Consider the following 21,547-nt stretch of genomic DNA (forward strand, 5'->3'; position numbering starts at 1 on the left):
GTCGAAACTCGTGAACAAAGCCAGCCGCTTCTACACAGCAGAATCGCCCCTGGACAACGTGAAACTCCTGGCCACGCGCAGCGGGCAGGCCCCTCCTCGGCTGATACGGAAATTGCCCGAGCTGGCCACTCCAGGCCCCTGGCCCCACGAGCAGTACGAAGGTCTCGCCCGCAGCTGGGCCTGCCATCCCTGCGTTGCGGCCCGCACCGGACGGGACGACTGGAAAGTCGAAATCTGCATCATCAGTGGACACCATCACCTCTGTGTCAAACACCGCCGATGGACGGGCACCCACCACGGGCACTACATGGCCAACTTCGCCGGCCCCATCGACGGCCAGTTCAGCCTCAACCGGGCACCTGAGATCGTCCACGCGCAGCGGAGACTCCATCGGCTCTTTCGGCGGCGGACAGCCCGAAGGGTGCTCGCTGCCTACCAGGAATGCGTCGACTTCTGGCGCGAGCTGGCCAAGCACGGATATGCCGTCAACAGGACCGAACGCCTTCTCGACCTCATCGCTCCCGGCGTGCCCATTGCTCGCCGAAGTTACGCGATGAGCGAGGCCGCTCTCCTGCCAGACCTTGTCGAAGTCCTGGGGCTCTACACATCTCCGGTCTGGCGCCACCGAGCTCTCGGCAGTCCCCGCGATGTTCAGCTCTTCCACCAAGAGTTCGAGCGTCGGTTGCCCCCAGAACGGCAACTGAGAACGACCGCCATCCCATGGTCCAGACGCGAAGCCACGCTGGTCGCGGAGAGAATCAACGAACGGACGGACGAACAGGAACGTCAACTGATGCAGGTCGCAGCGGCCGCACCAGACACCCAAGAATGATGGCCTCCGCTCATCATGCGCAGACTCCTACGGGGCACCCCAGCTCACGCACGGTGAAAACACCACACAGAGAGGGGCCTCATACCTGTCGGCCTGCCCCGCTGTTGGAAGGCCGAGCGCACGATCAGTTGGTGCATGAACGCCCGCCGCAACGCACGCGACCGAGTGGCTGCCCCAGCACTCCGAAGCCCATCTGAACTGGGCTACCACCATGCTGACCTGCAAAAGCCCCCGGACCAGGCCGTGGACGAGGAAAACTCGTGCCTGATCAGGAGCAGTTGGGTCACGTGGCTGAAAGGCGCTGGACCAGTCGTGGCGACGGAGCATCTCTCAGCAGATGTTCCCGCCGAGTCGAGGTCATCCAGGATCATGAAGCATGATCCCGGATGACTGGCACCTCACCCAAGACGTCGACGACTTCCTCGTCCGGGCCGGGGACTTCCTGCGCTCGCGGCCTGCCCTGCACAACACGCCTCTGACGGACATCGAGAAACTGCGAACACGCAGGGCGGCGGAACACGACGCCGAAGCCACCGCCTTCGGCCGACTGGAGTCAGGAGGCGAGGTCCGCGCGATCTTCTATCTCACTCCGCGCGGCCGCCTGGGCCTCACCCCCCTCTCTGTCGAGCAGACCGACTCCCTCGCCGCTCACCTGGCCGGCCTCGGCCACTCCCCCTCCAACGTCATCGCGGACCACGACACCGCCGACGCTTTCGCCGAGTCATGGCAGCGGCACACGGGCGCGGCGCCGGCGCCTTTCTGGCGGACGCACCTTTACCGTCTCGGCACGCTCACCCCACCGCAGCCGCGCCCAGAGGGCCGGGGTCGCATCACGGGCGGGAAGGACCGTGAGCAAGTCGTGTGCTGGTGCCGTGAGTTCTGTGTCGACGTCGGGGAGCAGCCCTCCATCGACTTGATCGACGCCGGTTCCTGGGACGCCTCTCGATTCGGCGACAGGCACTTCACGTTCTGGGAGACCCCGGACGGCACCCCCGTCTCGATGGCGGCCGCGACCTCGGTCGTCGGCGGCATGGTCCGGGTGGACCCCGTCTACACCCCGGCCCACCTCCGCGGCCGCGGCTACGCGGGAGCCGTGACGGTCGCGGTGAGCAGGGCCGCGCTGACCGCGGGCGCGACGGACGTAGTCCTGTTCACAGACCCGAACAACCCCACCAGCAACGCCCTCTACCAGCGCATCGGATTCGTCCACATCGCCGACTTCACCGGGTACAAGTTCTCCTACGACACACCAGAAGCCGGTTAGGGAACGTCGGGCTGACCCCAACCCCTCATTTAGGCTCGGGGAGCGAACCGAGGTGCTTGATGACACGCTCGCGCAGAAGGAGGTACTCCTCCCAGCGGCGGGGCAAACGGCCCGGCGGACGCTCGATGACACGGGCAGCCGTGACAGTCTGCCCGTGCTGGAACTGCTCGCGCGTCAGGTCCAGTTCCACACCGCTGGGCAGCCGGTTCCACCAGTGGAAGCCATGCTGGAACCCGTCAAGGTGCACCTCACCGACCACGAGATCGCCGCCGAAAACGTCGTTGACGATCAAGGCCGTGATGTCACAGTGCCCCCAAGCCGGGTTGCCGGGCTGCCAGTCGGCCAGGTCGTCGGGCGAGCAGGTGTCGCCGGCCCAGCCGGCACGCAGGGCCTTGTCGAGATCGAGCAGGCTCCAAGGGATCATGCCGCCAGCATCGCAGCCACCACTGACACCGGACACGGCGCAGCCGCCACATATGGCCCGGCCGTCCCGAGCACGGACGAACCGCCGAACAGGGGACGAAAGGTCGTACCGGACAAGGAGATCGACTGTCCGCCAGCAGGGACTTGAGTCGTCCGCTCACCCGGACGTCCCACTGTCCGTGGACACCTGCCACCAGGAAGCTGATCCGCCGAGACCGCTCTGCCGGTTACAGCAGGGAAGAACAACCTACTCAGGTTGAGCGAGACCGACGTACACCCGACGTCTCGCTCAACCTGAGGCACCCGAGGTCAGAGCACTGCCCTGCCTCACGTTCAGCGAGACGGGTCAATCCCGCGACGGCCCTGGTCCCCGCCGTGTGCGGTCCTGGGACCGTACGGGACCCTCACGGGCGGTGACGGGATGAGTCAGGCGGCGAGCTGCTGGCTGATCTTCTCGGCCTGCACGCGGGCCTGCTCGTGGGCATCGGCCAGGGAGGCCTCGTGGACCGGGATGAGGTGGGCGAGCGCCGGGACGACAGGGGCCTTGGTCAGCTCGGGGGTGAGGGTGGTGACGTCGAGGCCGAGGTAGGCGGGGTCGCCCAGGACGGACTCCAGGGCCGGGACGAGGAAGTCCTTGCCGTGGTTGGGGGTGCCGGGGCCGTAGCCGCCGCGGGCGGAGATCAGCACGGCCGGGCGGCCGGCGGAGGGGGCTGTGCCGGAGGGAATGATGGTCCGGCCGACGATGATGACCTGGTCGAGCCAGGCCTTGAACACCGAGGGCATCGTGCGGTTGTACATCGGCACGGTGAACAGGTAGGCACTCGCCCCGAGGAACTCTTCGACGAGTTCGTCCTGAACGGCGGCAGCTGCGGCCTGCTCCGCGGTGTGCTGGGCGGGGTCGGTGCGCTGGGCGGCGATGTCCGCCGCGCTCAGGTGCGGCGCGGGTGAGGCGGCCAGGTCCCGGTGGACGACCTCGCCCGTCCAGGCGTCCCGGAAGGAGTCGGCGACCTGGCGGGAGACCGAAGCGGCACCGATGGAGGAGGAGTCGAGATGCAGCAGGTAGGACATGGGGAACGATGCCTTTCGCACGGGGTGTTGGTCGGTGGGCCGCGGTTCGTGCGGCCCACCGGGCTATGAGTGCGGCGGACCAGGGCGCAGGTCAGCCACGGGCGGCGTGATCGGCGGGCAGCACGCACCCGTCCGGGCCGCAGATCGCCTCGGCGTCCTCGGCCAGGGTCTGGACGAGCTGCGGGTGGGTGGCGTCCCATACCTGCTGGAACACGTCGAGGAGTGTGCCGGTGTCCTGGGCGCCGGAGATGGCGTGCCGGCCGTCGATGAGGAGGAAGGGCGCCCCGCGGGCGCCGAGGGTGGCGGCGCGGCGGGCCTCGTCCTGGACCTGTTGCCGATACCGGCGCTCCACCAGGGTCTGCCGGGTCTCGTCCCGGTCCAGGCCGAGTTCGTCGCTCAGTTCGAGCAGCGCGTCCACGTCGAAGAGTGAGCGGGCCTCGCCGAAGTAGGCGCGAAAGCCCAGGTGCCGCGCCTCCGCGTGCTTGCCCTGGGTGGTGGCATGGGCCATGAACTCGTGGGCCAGGTGGGTGTTGGCCTTCTTGTTGTCCAGCACGATGTAGGGCCTGAGCCCCTCGCGCTCGGCCAGTACCTCGACCCGGCGGGTGGCTGCCTCGGCCTGGGCGTCGTCCATCCCGTACTTCTGCTTCAGCATCTGCCGGGCGGGCACCGCGGGGCTGCTCGGCAGGTCGGGGTCCAGCGGGAAGGAGCGGTGGATGAGCTCGATGTCGCCGCCATGGGGGAACCGCTCCACGGCTTGGTCGAGACGATGGTTGGCCAGACCGCACCACGGGCACGTCAGGTCGGACCAGATTTCCACCTTCACGGCAGGCACCTCCAATACTTACGCTTTGGATGTAGCGCCATGATGGGCCCGTATGGAAGGCCATCCGGCAGATCCTGGACCGGGCCGGCGACAAGTGGAGCACGCTCGTGATCGCCGCCCTGGACGACGGCCCGCTGCGCTACACCGACCTGCTGCGCCGCATCCCCGGCATCTCCCAGCGCATGCTGACCCTCACCCTGCGGCAGTTGCATCGCGACGGCCTGATCACCCGCACCGCCTACGCCGAGGTGCCGCCGCGCGTGGAGTACGTCCTCACCCCCCTGGGCCTCACCCTGCACGACATCGTGGTGTCCCTGATCGACTGGGCCGGCATCCACCACGACGAGATCCGGGAGAACCGGGCCCGCTTCGACGCAGCCACCGAGCGAAGCCCCGCAGAACGGGGTGCCGAAGGTTCCCGTGCCCGGCGTGGGCGGACCGGCTGATACGCGTCCGAACCGTCGGCCGAGGGCCGGCCCCATGCCGCTTTTCTCCCGCTGTTCCTCGCGCCGGTGGCGTTGTTCGTCGCGCTGGTGCCAGGCGTCGATGTCGTGGGGATTGTTCAGGGCGGCGCCGAGGGTCTCCCACCGGCCAGGCCGCAGCGCCACCACACCGCATCCAGCGGGCCAGGGGCCTGGAGGCGGTCGAGGGCTGGTGAACAGGATCGGGATGCGTCGGTAGCTGACCGGATGACCGGCACCTCACCGAAGACGTCGACGACTTTCTCGCCCGAGCCGGAGACTTCCCGCGCTCGCCTGATGTCCCTCATCCCCGACGACCTCGCGGGCACGCTGGCCCAACTGACGTCCCTGGCCACGGCGATGACGCTGATGGCGGCCGGATCGGTCGCCGTGACCCTGACCCTCGCGGCGCTGGGCAGGCACGAGGAACGACAGTCGGCCGTTCCCGGTAAGCGCCTGGGTGTCCTGTCGGAACCCACCGCCGCGGACCAGGGACCGTCCGGCGGAGCAGGCCGGCTGCGAGCAATGGCAGGACCCGGCTGCCGCCCGGGGAGTACCCACTTTTTTGTGCGTACTTGGCAGCACCGGACCTCCGGGGAGAGGCTCGTCGCAGGCGGTCGGAGGGCGCCGCCGGAGGGTGAGGTGGGTGTGGTCAGTCAGGAGGCCTTCCGGATCGCTTCGGGTTCGATCTCGGTTTCGGCCCCGGCTTCGGCCCTGGGCCCGGCTTCGGTTTCGGCCCTGGGCCCGGTTTCGGCTTCGGCTTCGGCTTCGGCTTCGGCTTCGGCTTCGGCGAGTTTTTCCAGCCGGCGGTGGCCCCAGTCGGACAGGGGCGCCAGGGCCTCGGCGAGGTCGCGGCCGAAGTCGGTCAGGGAGTAGACGGTCTTCAGGGGCAGCACGTCGTGCACCTCCCGGTGCACCAGCCCGTCCGTCTCCATCTCCCGCAGTGCCTGAGTCAGGACCTTCTCGCTGAGGCCCGGCAGCTTCCGCCGCAGTTCGGCGGGGCGGTGGGGCCCCGACTCCAGGAGCCAGAGCAGGGCGGTCCTCCACTTGCCTTCGATCACGACGATCGCGGCAGTCACTCCGCAGACGTTCAGGTCGCGGGCACGGCTGCGCGTCATTGTCGCCCCATTCATCATGGATTGTCAGCAATCTCAACTGGCAGCAACGTCAAGCTATTCCAAGGGATCCAAGGGAGTCGCATCATGTCCACCCACTCCGACCAGTCCGCCGTCACCGTCCTCGGACTCGGCCCGATGGGCCGCGCCCTGGCCGGCGCCTTCCTGGACGCGGGCCTGCGGACCACGGTCTGGAACCGCACCCCGGGCCGGGACGGCGAACTCGTCGCCCGCGGGGCGATCACGGCGCGGTCCGCGGAGGAGGCAGTCGCCGCGAGCGAACTGATCGTGGTCTGCGTGGTGAACTACGACGCCGCGGACGCCATCCTGCGCCGGGACACCGTCGTTGAGGCACTCAAGGGACGTACCGTCGTCAATCTCAGCGCCGACACCCCGGACCGCGCCCGCGACACGGGCGACTGGGCGACCCGGCACGGCGTCCGCTACCTGGACGGCGCGATCATGACGCCGACCACCACCATCGGCACGCCCGACGCGGTGTTCCTGCACAGCGGACCCGAGGAGCTGTACCGGGAGCACCGGCCGGTACTGGACGTCCTCGGCGGCACCCACACGCACCTCGGTGAGGACATCGGCCGGGCCGCGGCGTACGACGTCGCGCTGCTCGACATCTTCTGGACGGCGATGGCGGGCTACGCGCACGCCCTGGCGATCGCCCGGGCGGAGGGCATCACCGGGCGGGAGCTGGCGCCCTTCGCGCAGGGCATCGGCGCGATCCTGCCGCCGCTCTTCGCGGAGTTCGCGGGCGACGCCGACGACGGCACGTACTCCGGTGAGCTCAACCCGATCACCTCCGCGGTGTCCTCCATGGCCCACGTGATCGACGCCTCCGAGGCGCACGGCATCGAGGCGGGCGTGATGCGCGCGGTCGAGGGCCAGGCCCGCCGGGTGATCGGTCTGGGCCACGGAACGGACGGCTACATCCGGGTCACGGAGCTGCTCGGCCGACGCTGAGCGAACCGACGTCAGCGGCCGCCCAGCCACTCCTCCACGACCCCGAAGTCGTCGTCGGTCAGCCCGTGCCGGTGATCGACGCGGTGCAGCAGCGCCCGTTCGGGGAGGGGAAGGGCGACCACCCAGTCCCGGTCGGCGCCGGTGATCTCGTCGTCCAGCCAGACGAAGGGGCGCCCGGCCGCCCACGCGACGACGGACCGGGTCTTCCAGTGCAGCGGACCCGGGTCTTCCGGCTCGTCCGGCCAGTGCACCACCGGCAACGGCGGCAGGCCGAGCCAGGGCGCCACGCAGGCGTTGGCGTCGTCGAGCCACGTCGTGGCCCACACCAGCTCGCACCCCAGCGTCAGCAGCCGGGGCCCGAGCGCGGGGTCGATCCTGGCCAGCAGGGGGTGTACGGCGGCCTCGGCCGTCAGCTCGAAGGGTGTCTCGTACGCCGGGTACGGGTCCCCCGCCCCGAACGGGAGCAGCGTCCCGTCGATATCCAGGAAGAGGAGCATCACGACCTACGCTACTGTGCCCCCATGACTGCCGGGTTTGCGGCCGAGTGCCGCGAGCGAGTTGGGTGCCCGGCCTCCGAGTGAGGTCGGGGCGGGCCAGGAGCCCGCCGTTCTTTCTCTGCGCACACGTCCCAGAAGACGACGACAGAGAAGGAACACAGAAGGAAGCGCATGCCCAACGACATCATCAACGACTTCAACCAGCAGGTCATCGAAGAGTTCCGCGCCAACCAAGGCCGCGTCGGCGGCCACTTCGAGGGCGCCCGGCTCATCCTCCTGACCACCACCGGGGCCCGCTCGGGCGCCCAGCACACCACCCCCGTCGGCTACCTCCCCGACGGCGCCGAACGCATCCTGGTCATCGCCTCCGCGGGCGGCGCCCACCGACACCCGGCCTGGTATCACAACCTGGTCGCCCACCCCGAAGTCACCGTGGAGAGCGGCGCGTTCACCTATCAGGCGCGGGCCGTGGTGCTGGACGGCGAGGAGCGCGACCGTGCCTTCGCTCGGGCCGTCGAGGCGGACCCCGGCTGGGCGGCGTATCAGGAGAAGACGCGACGGGTGATACCGGTCGTGGCGCTGTACGAGATCGCAGGCGACGGCCCCCCGAACATCAACGCCGGCTCCATGGGGGAGGCGATCAAGGTCGTCCACGACGCCTTCCGCCGGGAACTGGCCCTGATCCGGCAGGAGATGAGCAGCATCGACGGCAACAGCCCGCAGCTCGGCGCACAGCTGCGCGTCAACTGCCTCACCTTCTGCCACGGCCTGCACAACCACCACACCGGCGAGGACATGGGCCTGTTCCCGTTCCTGGCCGACCGCCACCCCGCCTCCACCCCCACGCTGGAACGGCTGCGCGAGGAGCACGAACGGATCGCGGAGCTGGTCGAGGAACTGCGCCGGGCGGTCGCGGCGGAGGACCCGGCCGTCGCACGCGCGGAGGTCGAACGCCTCACGGTCGAGCTGGAGGAGCATCTGACATACGAGGAGGAGCAGTTGATCCCCCTCCTCGACGCCGCCGCCTGACCGACGACGGGCGCCTGCACGGCACACCGCAGGCGCCCGTCAGGCCGCCGTCCCGTGCCGCCACCGGGGCCTGGCCGCGAGGGCCCACAGGTTGTCGAAGTGCCTGTTCCATGTGGAGACGGCTGTCTCAGCGGCAGGCGTACCTTCCCGGGACCAGACGTTGAGGTCGGTTCGGTAGCCCTTCGGGTCGTAGAACTCAGGGCCTGCGTGCTGCATGCGCATGCGGGCGGACAGGTCGTACAGGCCGTACAGCACCTGCTCCCGGTTGAAGATGCAGATCTTGTCCCGCGGAATGCCGGGGTACAAGCGGTACTCGGACTCGACCACGACACGGCCGGCGGCCGTGAGCCGCTCGGCGAGCTCCGTCAGTATCTCGTCGTACTCCCGGCAGCGACGCTCGAGGCGCTCGCGGAAGTCGGCGTCGTCGACGGGAGCACCGTCGTCGCCCACCTTGGACGGCACGGTCATAGGCTGTCCGAAGTCCGGGACGAGCATGCGAATCGAGACGCGACGGGTAGGACCGGGGTTGTCGAGCAGGGCCTCGAGTCGGTGGTAGAGCTCGTTGAACAGGGTCTCGCCCGTGTAGCCGAGGAAGCTGATCTCCACTTTCCGGGCATGGAAGGCGTCGCTCACGAAGCTGCCCAACTGACTTGAGTTCACCAGGGGCCGGCTCGGCACACGCACGGACGAGGTGAGGTCCTTCAGTGTGTCGTAGAGGACGTAGCCGACGAGGCTCAGCAGAGCGCCGCCGAGATACACCTTGTCCTCCAGCGCATCCCCGACCGGCGTGACGAACTGGGCTGTCATGCCGATCACGAAGATCCCGATCAGCACGACACGGGTCACCACCGGCTCGAACCGCTCCTGATAGCGTCTCAGCCGCTCGCCCAGGCCGCCGTCGGACCGCCTGCTCCCCCGCACGGCCATGCCGCGCCTCCTCCCCCGTGCCGCTGCGCCGACGGGGCGTCACATGCCCGCGGTCACCACGCCTCGCCTTGCCATGGTCCCGTCAGGCCAGGGCGCGAGCAAGATACGGGTTGGCCGTTGCACGCAGGGGCAGGCCGAGGGAGCCAGTGGCGGCAACCAGGGTCATCGCGTACGAGTCCACGGCACGGCGGACGTTCGGGGCGTCCAGGCTGGCCCCCGTCACCAGGCGATCGAGGTCCACGTAGGCGGAGCGAACGATCTCGATCCACCGGTAGACACGCCAGTCCTTGCGCCAGTCCCGGGTGTAGTCGTCGGGCAGCCGGCTCTCCCAACGCCGGAACATGCGGTCCCGGATTTCCGGCCTGGTCGGGGTGAGGTGCATGTGCCGAACCAGGTCGTAGAGGGGGTCACCGACAAGGGCCATCTCCCAGTCGATGATCGTCAGCGCCAAGCGGTCGTCACGGCGTACGAGGTTCCACGGGTTCAGGTCTCCGTGCAGCAGCGCCGGTTTTCGGTGGGTCACCCGGTAGCGGGACAGGATCTGGCTGAGACGGTCGGCGTCGGGCAGCCCCAGCAACCTGGCGAGCTGTTGGGACTCTTTGGGCAAGTCACGTACCAGCGCGACGAGTTGATCGCACAGCCAGGCGTGGAAGCCGCCCTCGCCGGCCGTCGGGTCGACCTGCGTGTAATCCACCTCGGTCAGAGCGCGGAGCTGGTCGACGAGTCCGTCCGCCTCATGCGGCAGCAGGCCGTGCACCGGGTGATTCGGAGGACGGTCCATGTCGGGCGAACCGGCGTAAGGCCCGACATAGGTGTGAATGGCGAACGGTTCCCCTTGGTAGCTTCTGCCCAGCGCGAGGGCCTTCGGCGCCGCCACTTCGACCCGTGACTGCTCGATGGCCTGGAGCACGGCGTGTTCGCTGAGGTAGCGGGGTTCTCGACGGCAGACGTTCGCCGCCATGCGGCGCACCACAACCGGGAAGTCGACACCTCTCACCCTGACCACGGAGTTGAGGTGTGCGGTGCCCTTGAACACCCGACCGGCCGGCGCCGCCCCCTCCTCGCGCAGCGCCTCCGCCACAGCCGTGCGGGGGAAGTCGAGCCGCTCCGGCACCCTCTCGTCCGGCTCCCAGTCGAATGCCTTCGCGACCGAGCCGTGGGCACCGCAGGTCGCAGCGCGACGGGAGGCTCGCCAGCGGTAGAGGATCGTCTCGATCTCCTGGGTACCCGGAACACGGTTGAGCCGGAGTGGTTCTGCGGCGGCCTCCAGGGCCCGGGACACCGACGCCGTCGCCTCGTCCAGGCTCCTCAGTTCGAACGATGTCTCCAGGGAACGTGCGGCACGCATGACGTCCGGGTAGACGGACTGGGCCCGCTCGAAGTCGACGTAGTGGCGCAGATCCCTCCCCAGACCATGCACGGCTGCCGGGCGGATCCGCCCCATGGCCTCCGCCCACGCATCGATGACTTCGCCCCATTGGAACGACGGATATTGCATGCGCACGAGGTGGGTCGCCAGGTCGTGCAGCGGATCTCCGTAGGTTGCCAGTTCCCAGTCGACGCAGGTGAGGGGCAGAGGACCGCCGAGCGACGTGATCACGTTGTCCCGGTGGAGATCCCCGTGCAGCAGGCTGTAGGGCCTCCGCGTCATGACCGGCACCCGTTCCCGCAGGCGCACCATTGCGTCTTCCGGAATACCCAGCGCCGTGAACAGTCCACCGAAGGCAGGCCAATTGGGCTGCCGGATCTGCTCGTCCGCCTGGCGTGCAAGGGTCTGGAGGAAACCCTGACTGTCCGTGTCGTTTCCGGGCCAGTATGCCGGGAGAGGGGGCAGCGCACCTCGGCGCACCTGAGCCAGCTGCGCGAGCAGTCCGACCAGTTCATTCATCAGCATGGTGTCCACGGGCTTGCCGTTCCGGCAGACACTGGAGAGCGGTTCACCTTCCACATAGCTGTGGATCGCGAACCCGTCACCCTTGGCGAGGCACTGTGGCACATGCGGCAGGATGCCGCCGATGGCGTCGAGGATCTGCGCTTCGTCCTGCCATGTCCTGATCACGACGGGCACCGCGTCATCGCGCCGGATCCGTACGATCACGGAGGTGCCGACCTCCAGGCTCAGCAGCCGCGCCATGCCCTCCGTCAGGGGCATCACGTAATTTTGGTTGTGATGCCCACTGCGCGCCTGCCCCCATGTCTCCGCGGTTGCCACGAACGCCTTGGCGGCGGACAAGTCGCCAACGGCACGCGCCCCGAGCAGGCGTCGGGGAACTGGAGGTGCGCCCACTGGCCGCTCCGGTCTTCACGCAAGGATGGGTGGGGCAAACGTTAGATCCAGCTCATGCTCCGCACGACCAGAGTCGCCACAAAGCGGGCAAATGGGTGGTATGCCACTTTTCCACGACAGGTCGTTCGAGCGTGGCTGTCCGCCACCTCATGCGTACGGACGTGAGCGCTTGCTCATGCGGTGGGGGCATGCTAGCGCACGGCTCGGTCCCCCTACGTGAGGAGGCGCCAGACCGAGTCGAACCACGCCCGCATGCTGTCCACGAAAACCGACCCGGGTGAATCCGGATGAGCGTCCTTCACATGGTGGGTGAGCGTGGCGCCGAGACCGAGAACGTCCAGCGCGGTGACCTCTTCCTCGGTGTCCAGTACCAACTGACGTTCGAGTACCTGATAAGGGCCGTGCAGCGCCTCGACCTCATTCAACACGTAGAGCTTGAAGGCCGGCGTCAGGGGCGCATGTCGGATCTGCACGTCGACGGACGGCACCAGCTTCTCCGTCCGCAGCTCCTCCAGCACGCCGCGCAGGGAGTCGGTGTGGCGGTCGGTGATGACGTTCAGGCGTTGCCGCAGGCGCGCGTCGTCCGGATTGCCCTTGACCCGCGGATACGGCAGCGGAAGGTCCCTGTCGGGCAGCAGCATGCGCAGACCGATATGCCGGGGTTCGATGAAGCCGGCACGGATCCGCTCCGCCTGCAGCCGGATGTGCGCGTCCAAAGTTTCGGAGGTCAACGTGTAGACATCCAGGGCGACTTGGGGCTGCTCGAAGGCCTCGCTGATGAGCGGGCCCAGTGTCACGCCGCCGCGCGACCGGGTCGCCTTGGCCGCCGAGGACTGGATGCGCTGCGTCTTGACCACCCGCGATCCGCTGCCCTGCCGGGACTCGATCCAGCCCTCGTCGGCCAGCTCGCGCAAAGCCCGTTGGACGGTGTCCCTGGAGACCTCGAACTCCTCGGCGAGGTCGCGCTGGGACGGCAGGAAGGAGCGCAGCGGGTACCGCCCGTCCGTCATCCGGGCCCGCAGTTCGTCGGCGACCCGCTGGAACTCTCTACCGCCGCCCTCGCCGGCTCCGTGCTGCCGCTCGTCCACCTGTTGACCGTACCGCTTGCCGTCCATCAGCACACCAATTCCGGTCAACCAGCCTTCCGTGTCGGCCGGCTGGTTAACCGATCAGCCGGGCCGGGGAGACCCAACTCAGCCAACCAGTCCAATTGGACTGACAGTTGAGCACTTCATGGCAGGCGGAGGGGAGGTGGAGGGCATGCTTCTGCACCACACACTTGGGGGGCTCCTCAGGATCGGCGGCGGCCTGTTCGCGCAGGAGACAGGTGGCGCGGTGGCTCTGGGGCTGCTGTTCCTGATCGGCGTGGGCATCCGTGCGCGGCACAGCGGTCTGGCGGTCGGAGGCGCGGTGGCACTGGTGCTGCTGATGACTCAGGCCTGACCGCGCACCGCATCCAGCACGGGTTGCAGGGAGCGGACGACCAGTGTGGCGCCGGCGTCCTCCAGCAGCTTTGCCTTGGGCCGGTTACGCGCGTAGCCGAGGAACGGAACCTCGGCCCTGCGGGCGGCTTCCAGGTCCGAGGGAGTGTCGCCGATCATCAGGGCGGTCGAGGGAGCCGCGCCCACCGCGCGCAGGGCGCGGATGAGGCAGTGCGGGTCGGGCTTGAGGCGGCTGAGGTCCTCGGTACGGCCGTAGATGTGCGGCACGAAACAGCCGATGAGGTCCCGGTCCCCCAGGTACCTGCTGATCACCCGGGGGGAGTTGTTGGAGGTGATCGCCAGCCGGGAGCCCACGGCCGTCCAGGTGCGTATCAGCGGATCGGCGTAGGCGGTGGGCATGGCGGAGGAGGCTGCTTTGAGTTCCTCATGGGTGAGGCGTTCCTCCAACTCGGCGACCAGGTCGCTGCCGGGGTGCCGCCGGTCGACCGCGCGCAGCACGGCGTGCGGGTCCAGGGACTCGCGTTCCTGCTCGGTCAGCAGACCGTGCAGGCCCCGGCCCCCGAGCCAGTCCACCAGATCGCTCGCCACCCGTTCCGCCGAGTGCCCGGCGAAGAGCCGGCAGATCGGCCCGTCGAAGTCCCAGAGCACCACACGTGCACCTGTGATCAGTTCCCGCAGTCCATCGGTCTCGTTCCCGGTCTGAGATGTCACCGCATCAGTCTGCGCCGTATCAGAAGTCACTAGGAGAGTGTCAGGTCCGTCGTGATGGTTTCCCAGAGGGCGTCGAACCACTTCTGGGATTGCTCCACGAACGCCGCGTCCCGGCTGGCGGCATGCTGCTCGAAGGAGAAGAGGAGGGATTCGGTGCCCAGGACGTCGTACATGTCCAGGGGTCCGGTCCCGTCGTCCTCGGCGCGGCGCGTGACCATGTAGTACGCGATCAGCGCCTCCGTGCCGTTGAGGAGGTACAGCTTCACCGGCGGGGTGAAGGGCAGCGCGCGGAAGGTGACGCGTACGTCGATGCCGTGCGAGGCGCGCAGGGAGCGGAGGTTGTGCTGAAGGACGTGGCCCTGGGCGTTGCGCTGGGCGAGCCAGCGCTGGTGGACGGGGTCGTCGTCGCCGCCGCCCTCGACCGAGATCGGGAAGGCCAGGTTGATGTCCCGCGAGGGCAGCAGGATGCGGACGTCGATGGACTCGGGGTGGACGCGGCCCTCGTGGATCGCCCGGACCGGGTCGCCGAGTGCCAGCATCAGGGTCTCGGCGGTCAGACAGGCGGCGTCGATGCGCACCCTGCGGGCCGCGAAAGCCTCCGTCAGGCGCGGAGCCAGGCCCACCATCGTCGGCTGGGGTTCGCTCCTCGTCGGGGCCGGTTCCGCGATGCGGGGCGGGCTGCCCTTGCTGACGTTGGTGAGGAGGCCGTCCTCCTGGAGGGACCTCAGGGCCTGACGGACGGTCCCGCGTTCCACGCCGAACTCCTCGGCGAGTTCGGCCTGGGTGGGCAGGCGGTCGCCCGCTTTCAGGTCGCCGGTGCGGATGCGTTCCCGCAGGGTGTCGGCGATCTCCTGGGCCGTGAGCCTTCTCATGCCGTTCACTGCCACGTTCTCCTGGGTCACAACCAAACGTTACAACTCAAAGCCATCTAAGGGCACTTGTTTGGAAGTTGTTTATAGCTAGCAGCCAAGCGGGGACAACTTATACAGAGTTGGTTACCAACTTAGCACTGAATGGCTTGAGTTGGCGGAGGCTTTGCCTCCTCAACGCCCGAAGGGGGAACCATCGTGCCTGCCCTCGCCCTCCTCTCCGCCCTCTTCGTCGTCGGCTTCGAGCAGATGGTCGAAGTGAAGTACGGCGCCACCGGTGTCGTCGGTCTGCTCCTGCTCACCATAGGCATCAAGGCGAAGAGTCCGGCCGTCAGCTCCGTCGGGGCGGTCGTGCTCGCACTTCTCCTGACCGGCCCCGCCATATGAACGACCGGCGCCCCGCAGGAGCCACACCCGGGAGGCGCTCAGCTCGTGAGCACCAGCTCCGAACTGATCGTCTCCCACAGCGCGTTGAACCACAGGTGCGACTGCTCGACGAACGTCGTGTCACGCAGGCCCGCCCCCTGCTCGAAGGCGAACAGCATCGACTGCGTGCCCTCGGCGTCGTACAGCTGAAGCTGCTCGTGGTCGATCTCCTCCTCGCGCCGCCGGAGCGTGTAGTACGCGAAGAGCGCCTCCATGCCGTTGAGCAGGTACAGCTTCACCGGCGGCGTGAACGGCAGCGCACGGAAGGAGACATGCACGTCGATGCCGTGCGAGGCGCGCAGGGCGAGCAGGTTGTGCTGGAGGACCTGGCCCTGGGCGTTGCGCATCGCGAGCCAGCGCTCGTGCAGCCGGTCGGCATCGGCGGGGTCCACCGGCGCCGGGAAGGCGAGGTCGATGTCCCGGGACGGCAGCAGGACCCGGACGTCGACCTTGGCCGGTTTCAGCTGCCCTGCGTGGATCCGGCGCAGCGGCTCGCCGATGGAGAGCGTGAGGGATATCGACGTCAGGCACAGGGCGTCGATCTCGACGTGTGGGGCCGCGAAGGCGGCCGCTATGCGGGGCGCGAGGGCCACGGTGGTGGGCTGCGGCGGGGCTCCCGGGCCGGCCAGCGCCCGGTCCGGGTCGGGCGCCACGGTCGCGGGGCTCCCTTTGGACACGTTGGTGAGCAGCCGCTCCGCCTGCAGGATGCGCAGCGCCTGCCGGACCGCCGCGCGCTCGACACCGAACTCGTCGGCCAGCTGGGCCTGGGTGGGCATGCGCTGGCCCGGCTGCAGCACCCCGGACCTGATCCGGGCGCGCAGCACGTCTGCCACGTCACGGTGTGTCTTCTGGGGCGGGTGTGGCCTCTTCCGCCCATTGACGGAGGCGTGTTCCGGCTCCACAACCAAACACTACAACTTCCCGCCATCTTCTGGCAGTTCAGAAGTAGGTGGTTATGAGACGCTTCCAAGTGGAGATAAGTACAGTGGAGTTGGTCGCCAACTTCAACAACATGGTCATACTTCCCGGAGGTTGGCCACCAGGGTCGAACAGTCCCGAAGGGGGGACCGAATGCCGCTCATCGCCCTCGTCATCGCCGCCCTGGCCATCGGAGTCGAGCAGTTCGTCCAGTGGAAGTTCGGCCCCATGGGCCTCGTCGCCCTCGTCGCGCTGACCATCGGGGTCAAGGCCAAGAACACCATGCTCGGGGGCATCGGAGCGGTGCTCCTCGTCATGCTGCTCGCCCAGAGCGGCTGACGCCCGGGATCCGGCTGGCCGGGCTCCCTTCCGGAGGGGAGCCGGGAGCCCGGTCAGTCTGCACAGTCACAACTGAACAGCGACAACCGAACAGCGGAACATGCACACCGCACAGCCACAACTGAACAACAACCACAACTCAACAGCACGCTACGGATGAGTCCACCCGCCGTCGGCAGAAGGGAGCACTCAGAACAGGTCCGGGCACCAAGGCCGCCTGGACGTGCGCAGCAGGGCGTCGGCCGACCGGGCGGCGCCCGCTCGTGCTTCCTGCACCCGGCCCAGCGTCGCGAGCCGCACCGCCGACTCGTCCCCGAGCCACAGCGCCGCCAGGTCGCCGACGTCCAGAGTGAGGTCGGCGCTCTGTGTGGTCGGCACACAGGACGCACCTGCCGCAGACGCCTCGAGCCGGTACCGTCCGCCCACGAGCCCTCCCGCGTCGACCACCTCCAGCACCAGCGAGCCCTCCCCCTCGTACGTCCGCGCCTGAAGCGCCCGTACGACGTCCAGGATCCGCACCCACAGCCAGTCGGCCTGCGTGGTGACACGGGCGGCACGCGGGTCCGGCAGATAGAGCGGCAGCAGGTCGTCCGGGGCCCGCCAGCCGGTCTTCACCCGGGTGATCCAGTCGATCGAGCAGAGGTAGTGCCACAGGGCGCGCTCGGCGGCCGGGGTCACCGCGATCAGCCAGTTCACGTCGGCGGTGTTGTGCGGCTGCTTGCCGTGCCAGCTGTCGTCGGCCTCGTAGGACACCATGCCCTCGACCTCGCCGGTGGCCGAGCGGTGGACGGCGTAGAAGGGCTCGGTCCAGGACCCGTTGTAGCGCAGGGCGCCGGTGTTGTACCGCCACCACAGCTCTTTGCGGCTGACCGCGCCGGGCTGGGCGCGGCGCAGCCGTTCGTGCAGTTCGGGGCCGAGCTTGCGGATGTCCTCGCCGTCCACGACGTCGATCCGGCCGCCGTCCTCGGGGCCTGACCAGCGGGGGTCGAGGCCGGTGCGGGGCACGTCGATGGTCCACTCGGTCGTCCAGGTGGCCGGTCCGAAACCGTAGCGGCCGTAGATCGGGTACTCGGCGGCGATCAGGGTCGCGACGACGTCCCCGCGTTCCTTCGCCGCCGCCAGGTCCTGGGTCATCATGCGGCTGAGAAGGCCGCGGCGACGGTGCGTGGGGGTGACGGTGACATTGGATATGGCGTCGGCGGGGACGGCGGCGCCGCCCACGGCCGTGAGTTCCTGCGCGAAGGACCGGAACGTCGCGACACACCGCTCGCCGTCGAACGCACCGAGCAGCCTGCCCGGCACGAACTCGTGACGGCGGGCCTGAAGTTGCTCTTCCGTCAGCTTCGGCTCCCGCAGGAAGCCGACGTTCAGGGCGCGATGCCAGTCCTCGAAGTCGGATTCGGTGATCGGGCGTACGGCAAGGTCGTCACGGCTGCTCATGGGGCCACCGTAGGCGTACGCGGGTCGGGGTGTCGCGGGGATTTGACGGCGGGTGGGCGGATCAGAAGACCGCCCGAGAACCGCCCGCTTCTCCCCACCGCGTCACATCAGCAGGTCGTCGACCTGCGCCTCCCCCTCACGGTAGCGGCGGGCGATCTCCGCGCTGCAGCCGTCTGCCGTCCGCTGCAGCCGCTGCCTGCGCCGGGACACCTGCTGCTCGTAGCGCACCAGACGCCCCATCGCGGTGGTCAGCTCCAGGTCCGTCCGTGCATCCAGGGCCGACAGCTCGACCTCGGCGAGCATCTCGGCGGCCAGCCGCCGGTACTCCTCGCTGTGCGGGGTGCCCAGCGTCACATGGCGGGCGGAGGAGCGGTGCCGGGCGGGGGCGTCGGTGAGGATCTCCGAGAGCCGCTCGACGACGGACGCCTCGCCCGCCTCCAGCAGGGACTTCGGCCCGCGTCGGGCCAGCTCCGCGCGCAGGATGTCGATCCGCCCCTGAAGCAGCCGGCGTACGTAACTGAGGTCGGCCTCGTCGCGCTGGGCGTCCCGGCGCAGGATGCGTAGTTCGGGCAGGCTGAGCGCGGTCAGATCGTGCTCGGGCGGATCCGGGGGCAGCTGCGGGCTGTCGGTGCGCTGTACGGGCGGCCGGAGTGACTCTCCGCCTCCCGCGTGGGTCAACGAGACAACCACAGGTGGCTGCCCGGTACTCGGTGTGCTCATGTGCCTCTACCGTCCCCTCAACCGGCTGGGGCAACATCGTGCCACCCCAAGTGGCCCGTATGGGACTTAGTGCCCCCGAACGACCCCAGATGGGGGTTAGGGATCAAAAAGAGTGCTGGTACGGACCATCTGCGAAGCCGGATGGCGCAGACCGGCATGATGGTCGTATGCGTGCAGTGGTGCAGAGGGTGGACGGCGCGAGCGTCGTCGTGGACGGCGAGACCGTCGGGGAGATCATCGGCGAGGGGCTGTGTGTCCTGGTCGGCGTGACCCATGAGGACACCAAGGAGAAGGCGGCCCAGCTCGCTCGCAAGCTCTGGTCGATCCGGATGCTGCACGACGAGAAGTCCTGCAGCGACGTCGACGCTCCGCTGCTCGTGATCAGCCAGTTCACCCTGTACGGCGATGCCCGCAAGGGGCGGCGGCCCACCTGGAACGCGGCGGCGCCCGGCGAGGTGGCCGAGCCGCTGGTCGACGAGGTGGTCGCTCAGTTGCGGGGGCTGGGGGCGACCGTGGCGACGGGGCGGTTCGGGGCGCGGATGCGGGTGTCGTTGACGAACGACGGGCCGTTTACGGTGCTGCTGGAGATGTGAGCCGGCTGGCGTTGCGGCTGGGGTGGGGTGGGGTGCGCAGCCCGGCGCTGCGGGGTGCCGCCCGCGCCCACCCGTGCCGCCCTGGGGGTCCCCCCAGGCCCTTAAGGCACTGGGGGAGGCACGACTGCCCGCGGCTTACTAGGTGCTACGGCTCGACCACGACCTCCTGCGCCGCCGCCGTCGTGTCGGCCACCAGCCGTGCGTCCACCGGGACGTTTCGCTTCACCAGGGCGAGGGCGATCGGGCCCAGTTCGTGGTGGCGTACGGACGTCGTGACGAAACCGATCTTGCGGCCGTCGGGGCCGTCGTCCGCGAGGCGCAGCTCGGTGCCGTGCGTCGGCAGATGCACCTCGCTGCCGTCCAGGTGCAGGAAGACCAGCCGGCGCGGCGGCTTGCCCAGGTTCTGCACCCGGGCGACGGTCTCCTGGCCCCGGTAGCAGCCCTTCTGGAGGTGCACGGCGGTGCCGATCCAGCCCAGCTCGTGCGGGATCGTGCGGTGATCGGTCTCGAAGCCGAGCCGCGGCCGGTGCTGCTCGACGCGCAGCGCCTCGTACGCCAGGATCCCGGCCGGGGGACCGGCCTTCTCGGCGTACGACTCGAGGTCCGCGCGCGGCAGGAACAGATCACGCCCGTACGCCGTCTCCCGTACGACGGTGCCCTCCGGCACCTCGGCGATCGAACCGGCCGGCAGGTGCAGGACCGCGAAGTCGGCCGTCCGGTCGGCGACCTCCACCCGGTAGAAGAACTTCATCGACTCCAGGTATGCGATCAGTGCGTCCTGGGTGCCGGGTTCGATGTGCGCCCAGACGGTCTCGCCGTCGTCGACGAGATACAGCGCGTGCTCGATGTGGCCGTGCGCGGACAGGATCAGTGCCTCGGTGGCCTCGCCCACGGGCAGGTCGCTGACGTGCTGGGTGAGCAGCAGATGCAGCCAGCTCAACCGGTCCTCGCCGGACACGGCGACGACTCCGCGATGCGAGAGGTCGACGAAGCCGGTGCCGCCGGCGAGGGCACGCTGCTCGCGGAACAGGTCGCCGTAGTGGGCGGCGACGCCTTCGTCCACACCCTCGGCGGGGACGGCGCCGGGCAGGGACAGCAGGGGGCTCTTCATACGCCCAAGCCTACGACTCGGTAGGTGAACTCCTCGCAGCCGAGCAGTCCTTGCACCGGCCGAAGATCGCGAAGTGCTTCATATCGGTGTCGAAGCCGAAGCGCTCCCGCAGCTTGGCGGTGAAATCGGCGGCGATCTCCACATCGGCCTCGATGACGTTCGTGCAGTCGCGGCAGACGAGGTGGAGATGGTGATGCCGGTCGGCCAGGTGATAGGTGGGCGCGCCGTGCCCGAGGTGCGCGTGGCTGACCAGCCCGAGCTCCTCCAGCAGCTCCAGCGTCCGGTAGACCGTGGAAATGTTGACCCCCGACGCCGTCTTCCGTACTTCCACGAGGATGTCGTCGGGTGTCGCGTGTTCCAGGTGGTCCACGGCTTCGAGCACGAGCTGCCGCTGCGGCGTCAGCCGGTAGCCGCGCTGCCTGAGGTCACTCTTCCAGTCGGTGCTCACCACACTGGAAGTCTAGAGCCAGATGAGGAAAGGCCTACCTGAAGAAGGCGATGCCGTCGTCCGGCATATCGTCCGGCAGGGCCTTCGCCCAGCGCTCCACGTCCTCCGGGGTGACGACCTTCTTCAGCTGGGCCGACATGTACGGCCGCAGCTCGACCTCGGGCGTCTGCTTCTCGCCGACCCACATCAGGTCGCTCTTGACGTAGCCGTACAGCCGCTTGCCGCCGCTGTAGGGGCGGGAGGCCGCGGTGCGTGCGACCGCGTCCGTGACCAGGTCGATCTGCGGCTTCTGGTCGGCCAGCTCGCCGTACCAGATCTCGATGACGCCGTCGTCGCGGGTCATCGTGACCTCGACCTTGCGGTCGGCGTCGATCCGCCAGAAGCCGTGCTCGGACTCCAGCGGCCTGACCTTGTTGCCCTCCTGGTCCAGCACCCAGGTGTGGGACTGGTACTCGAGGAAGTCCCGGCCGTCGTGCGTGAAGGTGACCTCCTGCCCGAAGTTGCACTTCTCGGCACCGGGGAAGTCGTGCACACCCGCGCCCGCCCAGTTGCCGAGCAGGAAGGCAAGCGGGACGAGGTCCTTGTGGAGGTCGGACGGGATCTCGATCATGATCAGCTCAGAAGTCTCGTACGTCGGTGATGGCTATGGCGATGGTCAGCGCTGGCCCTGGTACAGCTTCTTCACGGCCAGGCCGGTGAAGGCGAGGACGCCGACGCAGACCAGGACCAGAAGGACTTCGAAGAAGACGATCACGGGATGCTCCTTGGTGAGCGGAGGTGCGTGGTGCACGGGGCCGGGCCCCAGCTTACGCGGGTGGGGCCCGGCGCT

At 68.7% G+C, this 21,547-nt stretch carries 24 protein-coding genes and 1 pseudogene; 9 read left to right on the forward strand and 16 right to left on the reverse strand.

Annotated features, from left to right (window positions below):
• Window positions 1-10: 10 nt before the first annotated feature.
• Window positions 11-832 (forward strand): hypothetical protein, encoded by an 822-nt coding sequence (locus ACFV7R_RS21785; protein WP_385265782.1) that lies wholly within the window; start codon window positions 11-13, stop codon window positions 830-832.
• A 376-nt stretch (window positions 833-1,208) separates the two neighbouring features.
• Window positions 1,209-2,096, forward strand: coding sequence for a GNAT family N-acetyltransferase (locus tag ACFV7R_RS21790; protein ID WP_385265784.1), 888 nt, complete (start codon window positions 1,209-1,211; stop codon window positions 2,094-2,096).
• A gap of 25 nt (window positions 2,097-2,121) precedes the next feature.
• Here ACFV7R_RS21790 and ACFV7R_RS21795 read toward each other — a convergent pair whose 3' ends face one another.
• From ACFV7R_RS21795 to ACFV7R_RS21805, 3 genes are all read right to left on the reverse strand, one after another.
• On the reverse strand, window positions 2,122-2,520 hold the full coding sequence (locus tag ACFV7R_RS21795; protein WP_385265858.1) for a hypothetical protein: 399 nt from the start codon (window positions 2,518-2,520) through the stop codon (window positions 2,122-2,124).
• Window positions 2,521-2,945: 425 nt separating this feature from the next.
• The gene (locus ACFV7R_RS21800; protein WP_385265786.1) at window positions 2,946-3,608 is read right to left on the reverse strand and encodes an FMN-dependent NADH-azoreductase; all 663 of its coding nucleotides are present in this window, start codon (window positions 3,606-3,608) and stop codon (window positions 2,946-2,948) included.
• 70 nt (window positions 3,609-3,678) lie between these two features.
• Complete coding sequence (locus tag ACFV7R_RS21805) at window positions 3,679-4,410, reverse strand: DsbA family protein (protein ID WP_385265789.1); 732 nt, start codon at window positions 4,408-4,410, stop codon at window positions 3,679-3,681.
• A 107-nt stretch (window positions 4,411-4,517) separates the two neighbouring features.
• Between ACFV7R_RS21805 and ACFV7R_RS21810 the strand changes: the two genes are divergently transcribed.
• Entirely contained in the window at window positions 4,518-4,856 is a 339-nt protein-coding gene (locus ACFV7R_RS21810; protein ID WP_385265792.1) for a winged helix-turn-helix transcriptional regulator, read from the forward strand.
• 791 nt (window positions 4,857-5,647) lie between these two features.
• On the opposite strand, the pseudogene ACFV7R_RS21815 reads toward ACFV7R_RS21810, so the two are convergent.
• Window positions 5,648-5,989, reverse strand: a pseudogene (locus tag ACFV7R_RS21815) (winged helix-turn-helix transcriptional regulator); the annotation flags it as partial.
• 30 nt (window positions 5,990-6,019) lie between these two features.
• Between ACFV7R_RS21815 and ACFV7R_RS21820 the strand changes: the two are divergent.
• On the forward strand, window positions 6,020-6,961 hold the full coding sequence (locus tag ACFV7R_RS21820; protein ID WP_385265861.1) for an NAD(P)-dependent oxidoreductase: 942 nt from the start codon (window positions 6,020-6,022) through the stop codon (window positions 6,959-6,961).
• An 11-nt stretch (window positions 6,962-6,972) separates the two neighbouring features.
• Here the strand turns inward: ACFV7R_RS21820 and ACFV7R_RS21825 are convergent, their stop codons facing one another.
• The gene (locus ACFV7R_RS21825; RefSeq protein ID WP_385265794.1) at window positions 6,973-7,458 is read right to left on the reverse strand and encodes an HAD domain-containing protein; all 486 of its coding nucleotides are present in this window, start codon (window positions 7,456-7,458) and stop codon (window positions 6,973-6,975) included.
• Window positions 7,459-7,641: 183 nt separating this feature from the next.
• Between ACFV7R_RS21825 and ACFV7R_RS21830 the strand changes: the two genes are divergently transcribed.
• The gene (locus tag ACFV7R_RS21830) at window positions 7,642-8,487 is read left to right on the forward strand and encodes a nitroreductase/quinone reductase family protein (RefSeq protein WP_385265864.1); all 846 of its coding nucleotides are present in this window, start codon (window positions 7,642-7,644) and stop codon (window positions 8,485-8,487) included.
• Window positions 8,488-8,526: 39 nt separating this feature from the next.
• On the opposite strand, the gene ACFV7R_RS21835 is transcribed toward ACFV7R_RS21830, so the two are convergent.
• From ACFV7R_RS21835 to ACFV7R_RS21845, 3 genes are all read right to left on the reverse strand, one after another.
• Complete coding sequence (locus ACFV7R_RS21835) at window positions 8,527-9,414, reverse strand: hypothetical protein (RefSeq protein WP_385265796.1); 888 nt, start codon at window positions 9,412-9,414, stop codon at window positions 8,527-8,529.
• Between the two features lie 82 nt (window positions 9,415-9,496).
• A complete protein-coding gene (locus tag ACFV7R_RS21840; protein WP_385265799.1) occupies window positions 9,497-11,701 on the reverse strand; it encodes a phosphotransferase family protein in 2,205 nt (734 codons plus the stop codon).
• Between the two features lie 212 nt (window positions 11,702-11,913).
• The gene (locus ACFV7R_RS21845) at window positions 11,914-12,816 is read right to left on the reverse strand and encodes a winged helix-turn-helix domain-containing protein (protein WP_385265867.1); all 903 of its coding nucleotides are present in this window, start codon (window positions 12,814-12,816) and stop codon (window positions 11,914-11,916) included.
• A gap of 145 nt (window positions 12,817-12,961) precedes the next feature.
• Here ACFV7R_RS21845 and ACFV7R_RS21850 point away from each other — a divergent pair, with 145 nt between their 5' ends.
• On the forward strand, window positions 12,962-13,144 hold the full coding sequence (locus ACFV7R_RS21850) for a hypothetical protein (RefSeq protein ID WP_385265801.1): 183 nt from the start codon (window positions 12,962-12,964) through the stop codon (window positions 13,142-13,144).
• Here ACFV7R_RS21850 and ACFV7R_RS21855 read toward each other — a convergent pair.
• Together ACFV7R_RS21855 and ACFV7R_RS21860 are read right to left on the reverse strand one after the other, a co-directional pair.
• Entirely contained in the window at window positions 13,135-13,884 is a 750-nt protein-coding gene (locus tag ACFV7R_RS21855) for an HAD family hydrolase (RefSeq protein WP_385265804.1), read from the reverse strand. The genes ACFV7R_RS21850 and ACFV7R_RS21855 overlap by 10 nt on opposite strands.
• The gene (locus ACFV7R_RS21860; RefSeq protein WP_385265807.1) at window positions 13,884-14,762 is read right to left on the reverse strand and encodes a GntR family transcriptional regulator; all 879 of its coding nucleotides are present in this window, start codon (window positions 14,760-14,762) and stop codon (window positions 13,884-13,886) included. Before ACFV7R_RS21860 ends, ACFV7R_RS21855 begins: the two co-directional genes overlap by 1 nt.
• Window positions 14,763-14,921: 159 nt before the next feature.
• Here ACFV7R_RS21860 and ACFV7R_RS21865 point away from each other — a divergent pair, with 159 nt between their 5' ends.
• Window positions 14,922-15,110, forward strand: a complete 189-nt coding sequence (locus ACFV7R_RS21865) for a hypothetical protein (RefSeq protein WP_385265810.1) — start codon at window positions 14,922-14,924, stop codon at window positions 15,108-15,110.
• Between the two features lie 38 nt (window positions 15,111-15,148).
• Here the strand turns inward: ACFV7R_RS21865 and ACFV7R_RS21870 are convergent, their stop codons facing one another.
• Window positions 15,149-16,057, reverse strand: a complete 909-nt coding sequence (locus ACFV7R_RS21870; protein ID WP_385265813.1) for a FadR/GntR family transcriptional regulator — start codon at window positions 16,055-16,057, stop codon at window positions 15,149-15,151.
• A 163-nt stretch (window positions 16,058-16,220) separates the two neighbouring features.
• Here ACFV7R_RS21870 and ACFV7R_RS21875 point away from each other — a divergent pair, with 163 nt between their 5' ends.
• Window positions 16,221-16,406, forward strand: a complete 186-nt coding sequence (locus ACFV7R_RS21875; protein ID WP_129798538.1) for a hypothetical protein — start codon at window positions 16,221-16,223, stop codon at window positions 16,404-16,406.
• Window positions 16,407-16,595: 189 nt separating this feature from the next.
• Here the strand turns inward: ACFV7R_RS21875 and ACFV7R_RS21880 are convergent, their stop codons facing one another.
• Both ACFV7R_RS21880 and ACFV7R_RS21885 read right to left on the reverse strand, forming a co-directional pair.
• Window positions 16,596-17,846, reverse strand: a complete 1,251-nt coding sequence (locus ACFV7R_RS21880) for a GNAT family N-acetyltransferase (protein WP_385265815.1) — start codon at window positions 17,844-17,846, stop codon at window positions 16,596-16,598.
• Window positions 17,847-17,948: 102 nt separating this feature from the next.
• On the reverse strand, window positions 17,949-18,566 hold the full coding sequence (locus ACFV7R_RS21885) for an aerial mycelium formation protein (protein WP_385265817.1): 618 nt from the start codon (window positions 18,564-18,566) through the stop codon (window positions 17,949-17,951).
• A gap of 167 nt (window positions 18,567-18,733) precedes the next feature.
• Here ACFV7R_RS21885 and dtd point away from each other — a divergent pair, with 167 nt between their 5' ends.
• Window positions 18,734-19,159, forward strand: coding sequence for a D-aminoacyl-tRNA deacylase (gene dtd, locus ACFV7R_RS21890; RefSeq protein WP_129798541.1), 426 nt, complete (start codon window positions 18,734-18,736; stop codon window positions 19,157-19,159).
• Between the two features lie 145 nt (window positions 19,160-19,304).
• Here the strand turns inward: dtd and ACFV7R_RS21895 are convergent, their stop codons facing one another.
• The 3 genes from ACFV7R_RS21895 to ACFV7R_RS21905 are packed head-to-tail and all read right to left on the reverse strand — an operon-like array spanning window position 19,305 to window position 21,328.
• Window positions 19,305-20,270, reverse strand: coding sequence for a YgfZ/GcvT domain-containing protein (locus tag ACFV7R_RS21895; RefSeq protein WP_385265820.1), 966 nt, complete (start codon window positions 20,268-20,270; stop codon window positions 19,305-19,307).
• A 10-nt stretch (window positions 20,271-20,280) separates the two neighbouring features.
• Window positions 20,281-20,721, reverse strand: coding sequence for a Fur family transcriptional regulator (locus ACFV7R_RS21900; RefSeq protein ID WP_129798543.1), 441 nt, complete (start codon window positions 20,719-20,721; stop codon window positions 20,281-20,283).
• Between the two features lie 31 nt (window positions 20,722-20,752).
• Window positions 20,753-21,328, reverse strand: coding sequence for an FABP family protein (locus tag ACFV7R_RS21905; protein WP_385265823.1), 576 nt, complete (start codon window positions 21,326-21,328; stop codon window positions 20,753-20,755).
• Window positions 21,329-21,547: the final 219 nt, after the last annotated feature.

It is taken from the genome of Streptomyces sp. NPDC059866, assembly GCF_042731325.1.
Lineage (GTDB): Bacteria > Actinomycetota > Actinomycetes > Streptomycetales > Streptomycetaceae > Streptomyces > Streptomyces flavusporus.